We start from the raw sequence: 13,148 nt of genomic DNA, 5'->3' as shown, positions 1-13,148 counted from the left end.
CAGTGCTCAGTGGTCGCTGCTGGAGGTGAGGGCGTCCTGCCAGGCGGCCTTCGCGCCGGAGTCGCCGATCCGGTAGACGTCGACGACCGCGCCGACGGCCACCACGGCGCACAGCACGGTGGCGCCGATCCGCAGCGCGCCGGAGAAGCTGCGGGTGCTGGCCGCGCGGGTGAACCACCAGACCAGCACCGCCAGCAGGAACAGCCCGCCCACCCACGGCAGCATGCCGTCACCGAGCTCGGCGTGCTTGCGCACCAGGTCGTTGCGCTCGACGTTGTGCTCCAGCCACTCCCCCGCGTTGGTGGTCAGCGGAACGCTCGCCACCGTGACGAACGCCAGCACCGGCAGCAGCAGACCGCACCGCCGCGCGACGGCCGGGCTGAGCGCACACACGATCAGGGCGAGCGCCGTCAGCGGCACGAACACCACCACGATGTGAACCAGAAGTATGTGCACGGGCAGACCGTTGAGCGTGCTCACCGAGGAGACTCCTTCCGACCGGCAGGCCCGGCAACCACCCGGCGGCGGGGGCCGCCGGGCGCGCACCATGGTGGCAGCCCAACTTCTCAGTTCCCCATGAACGGCGCCCCGTTCAGACTGCGGGCGCCCGGTGGTCGAATCCCCGGTCAGCGGATGCGCGGTGACGGCGGACCGGACTCCGAACACCTCGCCGAGCAACTCCGGCGTCAGCACCTCCCGCGGCGGTGAGGGGAACGGGCACCCCAGCGCTGTGCGATCCGGTCCACCAGAGACCGGCGTGCCGACGGCGAACGCCGGCCCCCTGCGAACAGCCCAACGGCGGTCGCGGGGGCTGCCCCGCCTCCTGATCGCCGACGACGACCAGGAGGCAGGTGGGCTCGCCAATCGCGTCGGTGGCCCCAGCGCAGTACTCGGCTGGGGCGGCCGGCATGGTTCGGTGAATCCGCTCAGTGCTTGAAAGCGTCCTTTACCTTCTGGCCTGCCTGCGCCGTATCTCCCTTGACCTGCTCGGCCTTTCCCTTGGCCACGAGGCTCTCGTTTCCGACGGCCTTGCCGGTCGTTTCCTTGACTTTTCCCTCAGCCGTTTTAGCGGTGTGCTTGATTTTCTTCCCGGCACTCATTGAATTCTCCTCCGCTACCCATTCTGCAAGCCGCTTTTGATGTCCCCGCGCACTATGCGGCAGCGGACCGGCACGGTCAGAAAAGCTCGCGTCCCCGTACTCGGCCCTTATCCGCGGGTACCCCCGGCGACGACCGCGGAGAGGAGGGCGACTTATGGTTCGTCTCGTTCGTCCTCGTCGTCGGACTCCTCCTCGGATTCGACGTCTCGATCCGAGTAGTCCCTGTCCTCTTCATCCTCAGGGGCTTCCTCTTCGTACTCGTCTTCCCCTTCCTCCCCGTCGTATTCCTCCTCGGGCTGGTCGTCCTGTTCCGCTTCCTCCTCGGGCTGGTCCTCCTGTTCCGCTTCCTCCTCTTCCATGGCCTCCTCATGACTGCGGACGACCTCGCCGTCGCGGATCTCACCGCGCCACCCCTCCGCCTCGTCGTTGGTGAGGGAGACATGCCGCTGGAAGTTCTTGAAGTCGAGCCGCAGCCGGCGGCCCTGCGCGCGCCAGATGTTCCCGGTCTTCTCGAAGAACCCCGACGGGTAGTACTCGACGACCAGGACGATGCGGGTCAGTGTCGGTGTGAGCTCGTGGAAGCTCACATGCCCGCGGGTGCTGCCCTTGGCGCCCTCCGAGGTCCACACGATGCGCTCGTCCGGCACCTGCTCCTGGACGGTCGCCTTGAAGCTGCGCTTCGAGGGTCCGACCTTCACCTGCCAGTCGGTGGTCACTTCGTCGCCGTGCGAGACGTCCTGCACGCCCTTGGCGAATCCGCTGAAATCCTCGTACTGGGTCCAGTGGTCGTAGACAGTGCGTACGGGCAGGCCAACATCGAGGGTCTCGATGATGTTCATGACCTTCTTTCCAGCCTTGCGGCCGGACTTGCCCCCGCCACCGAAGGTCTCCTTCACCTTGCCCACGACGTTGTCCTTCAAGCTGCTCGCCTTCTCACCCAAGAACGCCTTGACCGGTGAGTCACCCTGCAGGACCCGGGCACCCACCTTGGGTAGAACGCCACCGTTCTCCGCGACATCGCCGAGCCGGTCCGTGAGGTCGGTGACCTTGTCCCCGGCCCTGGCCGCCAGGTGTTCAATCTGGGCACCGACGTACTTGACGGCTTCGTCCTTCAGCCGGTCGACGCCTGAGACCTCGGGTGGCTCCTGTTTCGTCCTGGCCATGACCTACCTCCTTCGGGTGGACCGCGAGGATGTCCTGGCGGTGGCGCTCTTGCTCGCGGAGGCTTTCTTGGCCGGGGCCTTCTTCGCTGCCGGAGCCGCCTTCTTCGCCGGTGCCGCCTTCTTCGCGGGTTTGCGTGCGGCTGTGGACTTCGTTCCCGTGGCCTTCTGGCTTGCGGGCCGCCGACGGGGGTGGTCGTCCTCGTCACCCGTGGAGGCGGCGCGTCGTCGTTGGGTCCGGCGGCGCGGTTTCTCCTCGTCCTCGTCCTCGTCCTGCTCTGGCTCCTCCCCGTCCTCCTCGCCCTCGTCCTGCTCCGGCTCCTCCTCGTCGTACTCTTCCTCCTCGTCGTACGGCTCCTCCTCTTCCTCCCCCTGTGACTCCGGCTTGCCGATGTTGAGCCTGCGTTCCCTCAGCGAGTCCGCAATCTTCCCGACACCGCGATCGGCCGCAGTCGCCGCCGCGTGCTTACCGGCTTCGAGCAGTTCTCCCTTGACCTGTTCGTTCAGCTCCGCCACCTGCGGCAGGTCGCCGAGTCGACGCAGCCCGTCGCTTACGAGCTGGCGTGGCAACCGGCGGCCCGCGAGGTATGCCGCGACGCCGAAAGCGAGCCGCCCCTTCTTGGCACGCCCGAGCACGTAACCACCAGCGACCGCAGCCGCGAGGGCGACTTTGGAGGTGTCTTTCATGAGGTCATTCCTTCCGGCTCATATCCCCTTCGCCGGAGAGGCACTCATAGCCCCTTCGGTCGGAGGGGTGCAACGTGGAGGAGCAGGCCAACAGCACACGGCACGCATACAGCCGCGAATGACAATGCGGTCCCATGCACATTCACTGTCCAGTTGCCGCCCGAGCGAATATGGTCGTCGGCTGCACGACCCCAAAGGCACTCGGCGCACGGCACACAATTGGGCGCAACCGCAAGCCGGCCTTTGTGCAGCTCTCGTAGGGGCACTCCGTACTACACAAGTCTGACCCAGTGCATTCCGAACGCGCATGTGCTGCCGCGTCCCCGCACACAGGCCCATCATGCGCGCTCGAGGTGCCTTCAGAAGCCGATGCCGGTATCATTTCCCCGCCTCTCACGGATTGCGGGTTCCGAACGGTGGGATTCCTCCAAACCTCGCCGAGTGCTGATGGGCCGATATCATGAGATGGACTGCGTTGGTTGGCAGCCGGTGCACGCAGACCGTCAGCCAGCACATCTCCGAGTCCGGAGAGGAACATGGCCGCAGGCAAGGACGATGACCCCCGACTGAGCAAACCTGCTTCCCGACGTGCGTCCGCAACCCGCACCGGCGACAGCAGCCATCAGTCCACCGGGGCGAGGCACCGGCACCGCCGGGTCCCGGCGTTGAGGGCCATGCGCTGCGCGGCCGAGCAACTGGCGGAGCTCCTGGGCCGCGAGCCCGAGTCCGTCTCCGCGCTCAAGCCCACCGAGGACGGGTGGCAGGCCGACGTGGAGGTGGTCGAACTGGAACGCATCCCCGAAACGACCAGTGTGATGGCCAGCTACCGGGTGACGCTCGACGAGGAAGGCGAGCTCATCGGGTACGAGCGGCACCGCCGCTACACGCGTGGGCAGATCGACCGGCCGACGTGAGAACCCGGCGCTGGATGGCTCGACATCGGCTCCCGCCGCAGCGAAGGGCCGGCGAAGGGAGGCACCGTGAGTGTGGTGCCGCAAGGCGCAAGCAGCGTTTCCAGGACCGGCAACACAGGAAATCTCTATGACATCGTCGAACTGATCCTCGACCGCGGCCTGGTCATCGACGTCTTCATCCGGGTGTCCCTGGTTGGGATCGAGCTCCTCAAAATCGACGTCCGGATCGTCGTCGCCAGCGTCGACACCTACCTCCGCTTCGCCGAGGCGTGCAACCGCCTCGATCTTGAATCCGGGCGCAAGGCGCCGACCCAGCTCACCGACATCGTCGGAGAGGTCACCGAAGGCGGATCGCGCGGCAAGGCCAAGGGCGCGATCAGCGGAGCCGTCGAAAGCGCCGCCGACGCCCTTCACCTCGGACGGGACAAGGACGAGGACAAGGACGAGGACAAGGAGCCCGCGCCGAAGCGCGAGAGGCCCGCGCGCCGACCCACCAGGCGACGGGAGGAATGACATGGCCGTGTACGTCTACTCCATCACCGCCGACGCCCACCCCAAGCGCCTGGACGGTCTCGCCGGGGTCGGAGATCCCCCCTCGCAGCTGCGGACCGTGGCCGGCGGGCCGCTCAGCGCCGTCGTGAGCGACGCGCCCGAGAGCCTGCGGCCCAAGCGCCGCGACCTCGCGGCCCACCAGGCGGTCCAGGAACGCCTCATGGCCGACGGCACGGTGCTTCCACTGCGCTTCGGGTTCACCGCCCCGGACGACGACGCCGTGCGGTCGGCCCTCGAAGAACGGCGTGAGGAGTACGTCCAGCGCCTGGCGGCGTTGGAAGGCTGTGCCGAGTACCACCTCAAAGCGGCCATCGACGAGGAGGCCCTGCTCCGTCAGATCCTGGCGGAGTCCGCCGAAGCCCGGCAGCTCAACGACGACATCAAGGCCGGCGACACCAACCCCGACCTGCCACTGGCTCTCGGAGAGCTCGTGGTCAACGAAGTCCAGGCCCGGCACCAGGCACTGGCGGCCGGAGTCATCGAGGCGCTGCGCCCCCACACCCGCCGGGAACGGGCCTCCGAGCCCACCGGATCCGACTTCCTGAACATTTCCTTCCTGGTGGACCAGGAGCACCAGGAGAAGTTTCTCACCGCCGAGAAGGGGCTTGCCGACGAGCTGGGGGAGGAGTTCGACTTCCGGATGCACGGTCCCCTCCCCGCCTACAGCTTCGTCTGAAGGAGGAACACCCAGTGGGTCTGATCGCCCAAATCCTGACCCTTCCCCTGGCACCCGTACGCGGCACCGTCTGGGTGCTGGAACGCGTCGTCGAGGCAGCCGAGGACGAGTACTACGATCCCACGCCCGTCGAACGGGAACTCGCCGCACTGGAGAAGGCACTCCTCGCCGGAGACATCGACGAGGAAACCTTCAGCCGTCGCGAGGACGAACTCCTCGACCGCCTCGACGAGATCCAAGCGCACCGGAGCCACAGCGAGAGCTGAGTGCCGCCACGCTCGAAGGAGGTCGACAGGCCGTGTCCGAACCCATCGCCAACCGGCCCGGCTCCCTGCCCTACGGGTCCGCCCCGCCGTACGGCCAGTCCTCGGCAAACCTCGCCGACATCCTGGAACGCGTGTTGGACAAGGGCGTCGTCATCGCCGGCGACATCCAGATCAACCTCCTCGACATCGAACTGCTCACCATCAAGCTGCGCCTACTGATCGCATCGGTGGACAAGGCCAGGGAGATGGGCATCGACTGGTGGGAGCACGATCCCTCGCTCTCCTCCAGCGCCGTCAGCCCACCCACGCTCGAGGACGAGAACCGGCGTCTCCGCGAGGAGATCGAAACGCTACGCGCCTCCGCGGCCCTGCCGCCGGTCGAGGACACCGAGGAGGAGCCCGCCAAACGGCGCCCGGCACGCGCCCGGAGGGCGGCGCCCCGATCCCGGTCGGACACCGGGGGTGAGAAATGACCAGGTCGGTCAGCTACACGTATGCCGTGGCCAGGTACGTCGACGGCCTGCGCCGGACCCTGCGCGGGCTCCACGGGGTGGGCGGGGAACCAGTGCACCTGGTCGAGCCGACACACGGCGCCGGCCCGGTGGCCGTTGTCAGTCCGGTACCCGAGCAGGACTTCGAGGAGAGCGCGCTCCGCCGACATCTCGAAGACCTCGAGTGGCTGGAGGACCTGGCACGCGCGCACCACGGCGTGATCGAGGCGATCGCGGCCCGCACCACCGTCCTTCCCCTGCGTCTGGCGACGGTGTACCTCGACGACATCCGGGTTCGGGCCGTGCTCGACGAGCGGCAGTCCGTGTTCGACGAACAGTTGTCCCACCTCGCCGATCACCTGGAATGGGGCGTCAAGCTCTACGTCGACCAGCCGACGACACCTGCCGGACCTCCTCCGAATCCCGAGCCCGGTTCCGGGCGCGCCTATCTGCGCCAGCGACGGGCGCAACGGGACTCGCGACAGGACGCCTACCAAGCAGCCGAACGGGCCGCACGGCGGATCGAAACCGCCGCCCGCGCGTACGCCGTCGAGCGCGTCCGCCACCGGCCTCAGGAAGGCCAGCTGGCCGTCGGCCCGGGCGTGAACGTCAGCAACGACGCCTACCTGGTACCGCTGGACCACGCCGAGCCGTTCCGCACCGACGTCCTGCACTCGATCGACGGCCTGGCCGGCGTCCGCGTCGAAGTCACCGGTCCATGGGCCCCCTACTCGTTCGCAGCCCTCCAGCAGGCACAGGAGGCGGCACCGTGAGAACGCCCGATGTGCTGCCGGCGAGTTCCGCGACGCCGATGCCCCAACGGCAGGTCGCACTCATCGACCTGCTGGACCGGTTGCTCAGTGACGGCGTGGTACTCACCGGCGACATCGTCCTGTCCATCGCGGACATCGACCTCGTCCGCGTCTCCCTGCGGGCCCTCATCATGTCCATCAGCGAGCAGAACCCGGCACCCTGGAACGCCGCGGCGTCACCACAGCGAGATGCCCCATGACCGGTGACACCCGTCAGCCCGCGAACCGCCTCGACGAGATCGCCGACGCGGCGACCCGCGCCTTCCAACTCCTGCCGACGACCCCTCAGAGCGTTCCGTTCCCGGCCAGGCATCCACCGGCGAGGCCGCCGCACCGGCTGACCACCAGTGAAGAAACCGTCGAGCGGGACCTGATGAAACTCGTCCTCACCATCGTCGAGCTTCTGCGGCAACTCATGGAGCGCCAAGCCCTCCACCGCGTCGACCTCGGTGACCTCACGGACGAGCAGGAGGAGCGTCTGGGCGCAACGCTCATGGCCCTCCACCAACGCATGTCCGAACTCTGCGCCCGATACGGATTGGCCATGGAAGATCTCAACCTGGATCTCGGCCCCCTCGGGACGCTGCTGCCACCCTCTGGATAGGCGCAGCATCCCGCCCTGCAAGCAACCGGCTCACCCACCTCGGCGAGGGCGGCTTCCAGCTGCTGCCCAGGCGCGCGGGCCGGATGCAAGCGGTCCGGGCCTTCGGCGTTTGCAGATAGAACCCAACCACGGACGACGCCGCACGACAGGCACGACGACTGCTGGCCGGTTACCGCCAAACCGCGCCCGTCGCCCGCTTGGCGTGCGGCCGCCCCGGGCAGACGCGTGGTCGTGCCCGGCGGAACCCGGGCGGAGACGGACGGCCGGCGGAAGGAGTGCGCGATGCGCGCGGTGACCTGGCAGGGCAGGCGGGACGTGCGGGTCGAGGAGGTGCCCGACCCGCGGATCGAGGACCCGTCGGACGTACTGGTGGAGGTGACGTCGACCGGCCTGTGCGGCTCGGACCTGCACCTGTACGAGGTGCTCGGTCCGTTCCTGGACCCGGGCGACATCCTCGGACACGAGGCGATGGGCACCGTCCGGGAGACCGGCGGGGCAGTGCGCACGCTGAGTCCGGGCGACCGGGTGGTGGTGCCGTTCAACGTCAGCTGCGGCACCTGCCGGATGTGCGCGGCCGGCCTGCACTCGCAGTGCGAAACCACCCAGGTACGCGAGTACGGCAGCGGCGCCGCACTGTTCGGCTACACCAAGCTCTACGGCCAAGTACCGGGCGGGCAGGCCGGGTTGCTGCGCGTTCCGTTCGGCGACACGCTGCCGGTGAAGGTGCCGGACGGGCCACCGGACGACCGGTTCCTGTTCCTGTCGGACGTACTGCCGACGGCCTGGCAGGCCGTCGAATACGCAGACGTCCCGGACGGCGGCACGCTGCTGGTGCTCGGGCTCGGCCCGATCGGCGACATGTGCGTGCGCATCGCCCTGCTGCGCCCCGGCGTCAGGCAGGTGATCGCCGTGGACCTGGTGCCCGAGCGGCTGGAACGCGCCCGGGAGCGCGGCGCCGTCGTCCTCGACCTGAACGACCTGCCCGACGCAGTGCCCGACACCGTTCTCAACCTCACCGACGGCCTCGGCCCGGACAGCGTGATCGACGCGGTCGGCATGGAGGCGCACGGCTCCCCCGTGGCGGCAGCCGCGCAGCGCGCCACCGGTCTGCTGCCGGACGCGCTCGCCCGCGCACTGATGCAGCGGGCCGGCGTGGACCGCCTGCACGCCCTGCACCTGGCCATCGAACTGGTCCGCCGCGGCGGCACCATCTCGGTGGTCGGCGTCTACGGCGGCATGACCGACCCGCTGCCGCTGCTCACCATGTTCGACAAGCAGATCCAGCTGCGGATGGGCCAGGCCAACGTCCGCCGCTGGACGGACGACCTGCTGCCGCTGCTCACCGACGCGGACCCGCTGGGCGTCGACGCCTTCGCCACCCACCACCTGCCGCTGGACGAGGCGCCCGCGGCGTACGAGATGTTCCAGCAGAAGCGGGACGGCGCGGTGAAGGTGGTGTTCCGGCCCTGAGCCGCCGCACCTGCCGCGGCGATCCGCGCAGGAAAGCGATGGACCGCGGGACGTCGCACGCCCGGTCCCGCTCCGAGACGAGAGCCGCGACGGGCGAGAGCCGCCTGCTGCACCGTACGCGGGGGCATCCCGAGGAGGTCGACCACCATGGACCCCACCCGCCGGTACGCGGTGACTCTGCCCGGCGCCGTCGGCTGCCACGCACCGCCGACCGTGGTCATCGTCCATCTCACCGGTGCGGTCGCCCCTGACGGGCGACCCGTCTGGGAAAGTGCCGCCGGCGACCTGCGGGTAGAGATCGACGGCGATGTGGCGATCGTGCTGCCCGCTCCCGGGCAGGACGTCCGCCACCCGTGCCTGCACGCCGTGCCCCTGCCGTAGGGCGCCACTCGACGGCCTCGGGCCCCGGTGAAGGTGAACGCAGGAGCTCCCGGCAACCGACTGCTGGGCGCTCCTCCGTCAGGGCCAAGGGCTCGCCCCGGAGCCGGGCGACATGTTTATTCCGATTTGCCCGATTCGCCAGAACAGGGGTCGCCGGCACTCCCTACGGCCGGCGTTTCGGTGCGGCCGGGCCAGGACAGACGCGGCGCATGAACGCTCCACCAGCTGCCGCCGCGCCTGCGTACTGGCACCGGACGTCGTCCACCACATCGCCAGGAACGCCGTCCCGGCGGTACCTGCTGTGCCCGCCCGAGCACTTCGCGGTCGAGTACGCGATCAATCCGTGGATGGACCCGACGCGACCGGTGGATCGCACTGCGGCGCTACGGCAGTGGGCGGACCTGGCGGCGGTCCTGCGCGGGCTGGGCCACCGGGTCGAGCTCATGGACGCCGAACCGGGGCTGCCGGACATGGTGTTCACCGCGAACGGGGCCACGGTCGTGGCGGGGCGGGTACTGGTGGCGCGGTTCCGGCATCCGCAGCGCGCCGGCGAGGCTGAGGCGCACCAACGCTGGTTCACCGCAGCCGGATTCCGGCAGGTGAGAAACGCCCTGGAGGTGAACGAGGGCGAGGGCGACCTGCTGGTGGCGGGCCCGCGCATCCTCGCAGCCAGCGGCTTTCGCACCACCCCGGCCGCTCACCGGGAGGCCCAGCGGATTCTGGGGCTGCCAGTGGTGACCCTCCGTCTGACCGATCCGCGCTACTACCACCTGGACACCGCGCTGGCCGTACTCGACCAGGAGCGGATCATGTACTACCCACCGGCATTCTCCCCGGACAGCCGCCGCCTGCTTCATCGTCTGTACCCGGACGCGATCCTCGCTCACGGCGCGGACGCTGCCGTGTTCGGCCTGAACGCTGTCAGTGACGGGCGGCACGTGGTGCTGCCTGCCACGGCCCAGGGCCTGGCGGACCAGCTGCACGCTGCCGGCTACCAGCCGGTGCCGGTTGCCCTGCCGGAACTGCGGAAGGCCGGCGGCGGACCCAAATGCTGCGTCCTGGAACTGCGTTCGGACGGAGGCCCGCCGTGACCCGGCTTCCCCCCTCCCCCTCCGCGTCGGCCGCTCCGCCGCTGCCGACCCCGCGCGGCCCGCTCTCCGCAGCCGTTCTGGCCGCCCTGGACGGCTCCGGCCGATACGCGCTGCCTTCGTGGGCGCCGGCCGATCCTTGGGGGGACGACCTGCAACTCGCCCTGTACGTCTGCTACGAGCTGCACTACCGGGGCTTCGCGGGCGTGGACGACGGCTGGGAGTGGTCGCCGGAGTTGCTTGCCCTGCGGGCCGCCCTGGAGGAGGTGTTCCTCTCCGCGCTGCGCCGCGAGGTGGGCCGGCCGGTGCCGCTCGCCGAGGTGCTGGCGGGTCTGCTGGTGGAGCCGCCGGACGGCGACGGGCCGTCGCACCACCTGCTGACGCGCGGGACCAGGACGCAGGCCCGCGAGTACCTGGCCCACCGGTCGCTGTACCACCTGAAGGAGGCCGACCCCCAGATGTGGGCGGTACCGCGGCTGCCGAACCCGGCGAAGGCAGCACTGGTCGCCGTGCAGTACGACGAGTACGGCGCGGGCCGGCCCGAGCGGGCGCACGCCCAGCTGTTCGCGGCCATGATGGCGGACTTCGGTCTCGATCCGGCGTACGGCGCCTATCTGGACGCCGCACCCGGGCCGGCCCTCGCGGTGGTCAACACGATGTCGCTCTTCGGCCTGCACCGGGCGCTGCGCGGCGCCCTGGTCGGGCAGTTCGCGGCGGTGGAGATCACCTCGCCGCCCGGCGCGGCCCGACTCGCGACAGCGTTCGAACGGCTCGGCGCGTCACCGCGCGGCACGTTGTTCTACCGCGAGCACGTCCTTGCCGACGCCGTTCACGAGCAGCTCGTCCGGCGCACCGTCATCGACCCGCTGATCGCCGATCTCGGCTGCCCCACCGAGGACATTGCGTTCGGCGCGCTCGCCTACGCCCTCACCGAGGAACGACTCGCCGCCCACCAGCTGCGCGCCTGGTGCGCCGGCACCACTTCACTCCGCACCCCGCTGCCCGAGGAGCCCACCGGCAGCTGCGCGACCGCCGAGCTGTCCGAACCCCCAATCGGCTGAGCTCCGGCGCCCGATGAGGAGTTCCTGCTGACCGACCCGCACACCGGGTCGCGGTGCCGGCCACCCGGAACGAAGCGTGCACGCTCCCCCCGCATCTCCGCGCCACCCGCCCGGTCACCACGGCGGCCGCGACAGCGAACCGACCTCGCCCGACGCACCGCCGGCCTTGAAGCGCTCGGCCACGTGTGGCCCCCCGCCCGACGGGCATACGCGTGGCCATGCTCCTGCTCAGACCACCCGGCGTGTACCCCGTGCAGGGGGACACCGAGCTGCTGCTGGAAGCGCTCGGACGCGAGCCCGTGTCGCCCGGGGCCCGGTGCCTGGACCTCGGCACCGGCTGCGGTGCCCTGGCTCTGGCGGCGGCGCGCCGCGGATGCCGGGTCACGGCCGTGGACCTGTCCCGCCGCGCACTGACGACGGCCTGGCTGAACGCACACCTGCACCGACTTCCGGTACATCTCCGGCGCGCCGACCTGACCGCCGCTGCCCTCGACGACCGCTTCGACCTGGTGCTGTCCAATCCGCCGTACGTCCCCTCCCGATCCGCGCAGCCGCCCACCCGCGGGCCCGCGATGGCATGGGACGCCGGACCGGACGGGCGGCTGCTGCTCGACCGGCTGTGCCTCCAAGTGCCGACATTGCTCGATCCCGGCGGAGTGCTGCTGCTCGTTCAGTCCTCACTGGCCGATCCCGACGCCACCGTCCGGCGGCTGCGCTCCGCCGGCCTGCACACCGACATCACCGCGCGGAAGTCGCAGGCCTTCGGCCCGGTGATGACCTCCCGGGCGCAGTGGTTCGAGGCGAACGGGCTGGTCGAACCCGGCGTCCGCACCGAGGAGTTGGCGGTGATACGCAGTGTCCGCCCCTGACCACGACCCACCTGCCCCACGAGTGCGCCTCACTGAGCGCGGCCCGCTGCTGATCGACGGGCCGGTGGAGCTGCTGCTGCCCGACGGCGGCACGCTGTACTGCGACCGCCCGGTGGTGGCCGTCTGCACCTGCCGTCGCAGCCGCCACTACCCGCTGTGCGACACCAGCCACCGCCGCCACGGTCGTTCCCGCTCCGCGCCCTCGACTTCTTCCCCTCCGGTACCGCCGGGTTCCCGGTAGGCCCGCCGTCGGGCAGATCCTCGGCGCGGTCGCGAACAGCGCGCACACCTGCGAGTCCACCCCGAAGCGTGAACGTCTCACTCGGTGAGCATCCGGGCGACGGCCCGCTCGACGTCCTCCCCGATCCGGGCAGTCCGGGCCCCGGCGGCGAACCGCCGGCCGCCGGCTCGGGCAGGGCGTCGGCCACGGCCTCACTGCGCTGCCGCTGCGCACCCGCAAGGCACTGCTGCGCGACGCGCTCGGCTTCGACGACCCGCTCCGCTTCACCCCGCACCGCAACCACTGGAACCAGCAGCTCCTCGACACCGCCTGCGCCCGCGGCCGGAAGGGGCTGATCGCCAAACGCGCCGACGCGCCCTACGTCCACCGCCGCTCGCCCGACTGGCTCAAGCTCAAGTGCGAGGGCGGCCAGGAGTTCGTCGGCGGCGGCTTCACCGAGGCCGCCGGCAGCAGCGTGGGCTTCGGCGCCCTGCTGCTCGGCCACTACCAGGACGGGCGCCTGCGCAACGCGTACGCCCAGCCGCCGTCGCCCCCTACGCGGTGCGCGCCCGCCCAGGGGCGCCGGTGGCCGCGCCACTGACCCGGCCCGAGGTCGAAGACCCCGGGATCGGCGCCCGGAGCTTCACTATCGACTCCCTCGTCGACCGTCTTGACCACGGCCCCTGGCATGGCGCCCTGCGACACGGCCGCGCCGTCACCGCCGCCGCGCGCCGCACGCCGCACGCCGCCTCGACGTGCTCCGCGAAGGTGCGAACGGAGGTACGGCGGTGAGGAAG

The 13,148-nt window shown here is 70.3% G+C and carries 19 protein-coding genes and 1 pseudogene; 15 read left to right on the top strand and 5 right to left on the bottom strand.

The annotated features are described in order from the left end of the window. Positions 1-6: 6 nt before the first annotated feature. The 5 genes and pseudogenes from ACIHEI_RS16400 to ACIHEI_RS16380 all read right to left on the bottom strand — a co-directional run bounded on the left by ACIHEI_RS16400 (position 7) and on the right by ACIHEI_RS16380 (position 2,947). Positions 7-480: a DUF2231 domain-containing protein gene (locus ACIHEI_RS16400; RefSeq protein ID WP_396607249.1), complete on the bottom strand. Its 474-nt coding sequence runs from the start codon at positions 478-480 to the stop codon at positions 7-9. 138 nt (positions 481-618) lie between these two features. After that, a pseudogene (locus tag ACIHEI_RS16395) lies at positions 619-705 on the bottom strand (ABC transporter ATP-binding protein); the annotation flags it as partial. 221 nt (positions 706-926) lie between these two features. Continuing rightward, positions 927-1,100 carry a CsbD family protein gene (locus tag ACIHEI_RS16390; protein WP_396607071.1) on the bottom strand — a complete coding sequence of 58 codons (174 nt, stop codon included), beginning with the start codon at positions 1,098-1,100 and terminating at the stop codon, positions 927-929. A gap of 152 nt (positions 1,101-1,252) precedes the next feature. Then, entirely contained in the window at positions 1,253-2,263 is a 1,011-nt protein-coding gene (locus ACIHEI_RS16385; protein WP_396607070.1) for an SRPBCC family protein, read from the bottom strand. A gap of 3 nt (positions 2,264-2,266) precedes the next feature. Beyond that, positions 2,267-2,947, bottom strand: a complete 681-nt coding sequence (locus ACIHEI_RS16380) for a histone protein (protein ID WP_396607069.1) — start codon at positions 2,945-2,947, stop codon at positions 2,267-2,269. Positions 2,948-3,483: 536 nt separating this feature from the next. On the opposite strand from ACIHEI_RS16380, the gene ACIHEI_RS16375 reads away from it, so the two are divergent. From ACIHEI_RS16375 to ACIHEI_RS16305, 15 genes are all read left to right on the top strand, one after another. Further along, positions 3,484-3,861, top strand: a complete 378-nt coding sequence (locus ACIHEI_RS16375; RefSeq protein ID WP_396607068.1) for a gas vesicle protein — start codon at positions 3,484-3,486, stop codon at positions 3,859-3,861. A 66-nt stretch (positions 3,862-3,927) separates the two neighbouring features. Continuing rightward, positions 3,928-4,374: a gas vesicle structural protein GvpA gene (locus ACIHEI_RS16370; RefSeq protein WP_396607067.1), complete on the top strand. Its 447-nt coding sequence runs from the start codon at positions 3,928-3,930 to the stop codon at positions 4,372-4,374. 1 nt (position 4,375) lies between these two features. Continuing rightward, positions 4,376-5,089, top strand: coding sequence for a GvpL/GvpF family gas vesicle protein (locus ACIHEI_RS16365; RefSeq protein ID WP_396607066.1), 714 nt, complete (start codon positions 4,376-4,378; stop codon positions 5,087-5,089). Between the two features lie 14 nt (positions 5,090-5,103). Next, positions 5,104-5,355 carry a gas vesicle protein GvpG gene (locus ACIHEI_RS16360; protein WP_396607065.1) on the top strand — a complete coding sequence of 84 codons (252 nt, stop codon included), beginning with the start codon at positions 5,104-5,106 and terminating at the stop codon, positions 5,353-5,355. A 32-nt stretch (positions 5,356-5,387) separates the two neighbouring features. Beyond that, positions 5,388-5,828, top strand: a complete 441-nt coding sequence (gene gvpJ / locus ACIHEI_RS16355; RefSeq protein WP_396607064.1) for a gas vesicle protein GvpJ — start codon at positions 5,388-5,390, stop codon at positions 5,826-5,828. After that, positions 5,825-6,619: a GvpL/GvpF family gas vesicle protein gene (locus ACIHEI_RS16350; RefSeq protein ID WP_396607063.1), complete on the top strand. Its 795-nt coding sequence runs from the start codon at positions 5,825-5,827 to the stop codon at positions 6,617-6,619. The genes gvpJ and ACIHEI_RS16350 overlap by 4 nt, the downstream gene beginning before the upstream one ends. Positions 6,620-6,657: 38 nt before the next feature. Then, the gene (locus ACIHEI_RS16345; RefSeq protein WP_396607248.1) at positions 6,658-6,858 is read left to right on the top strand and encodes a gas vesicle protein; all 201 of its coding nucleotides are present in this window, start codon (positions 6,658-6,660) and stop codon (positions 6,856-6,858) included. Beyond that, entirely contained in the window at positions 6,855-7,262 is a 408-nt protein-coding gene (locus tag ACIHEI_RS16340; RefSeq protein ID WP_396607062.1) for a gas vesicle protein K, read from the top strand. The genes ACIHEI_RS16345 and ACIHEI_RS16340 overlap by 4 nt, the downstream gene beginning before the upstream one ends. Before the next feature lie 282 nt (positions 7,263-7,544). Next, complete coding sequence (locus tag ACIHEI_RS16335) at positions 7,545-8,732, top strand: alcohol dehydrogenase catalytic domain-containing protein (protein WP_396607061.1); 1,188 nt, start codon at positions 7,545-7,547, stop codon at positions 8,730-8,732. Between the two features lie 147 nt (positions 8,733-8,879). Further along, on the top strand, positions 8,880-9,113 hold the full coding sequence (locus ACIHEI_RS16330) for a DUF6296 family protein (RefSeq protein WP_396607060.1): 234 nt from the start codon (positions 8,880-8,882) through the stop codon (positions 9,111-9,113). A gap of 209 nt (positions 9,114-9,322) precedes the next feature. Beyond that, a complete protein-coding gene (ddaH, locus tag ACIHEI_RS16325) occupies positions 9,323-10,204 on the top strand; it encodes a dimethylargininase (RefSeq protein ID WP_396607059.1) in 882 nt (293 codons plus the stop codon). Further along, entirely contained in the window at positions 10,201-11,262 is a 1,062-nt protein-coding gene (locus tag ACIHEI_RS16320; RefSeq protein ID WP_396607058.1) for an iron-containing redox enzyme family protein, read from the top strand. Before ddaH ends, ACIHEI_RS16320 begins: the two co-directional genes overlap by 4 nt. A 242-nt stretch (positions 11,263-11,504) precedes the next feature. Next, on the top strand, positions 11,505-12,131 hold the full coding sequence (locus ACIHEI_RS16315) for a HemK2/MTQ2 family protein methyltransferase (protein WP_396607057.1): 627 nt from the start codon (positions 11,505-11,507) through the stop codon (positions 12,129-12,131). 22 nt (positions 12,132-12,153) lie between these two features. Continuing rightward, complete coding sequence (locus tag ACIHEI_RS16310; RefSeq protein WP_396607056.1) at positions 12,154-12,372, top strand: CDGSH iron-sulfur domain-containing protein; 219 nt, start codon at positions 12,154-12,156, stop codon at positions 12,370-12,372. Between the two features lie 84 nt (positions 12,373-12,456). After that, on the top strand, positions 12,457-13,143 hold the full coding sequence (locus ACIHEI_RS16305; RefSeq protein WP_396607055.1) for a hypothetical protein: 687 nt from the start codon (positions 12,457-12,459) through the stop codon (positions 13,141-13,143). Positions 13,144-13,148: the final 5 nt, after the last annotated feature.

Source organism: Kitasatospora sp. NPDC051984, assembly GCF_044593455.1.
GTDB lineage: Bacteria > Actinomycetota > Actinomycetes > Streptomycetales > Streptomycetaceae > Kitasatospora.
This window is presented reverse-complemented; position numbering and strand designations above follow the sequence as displayed.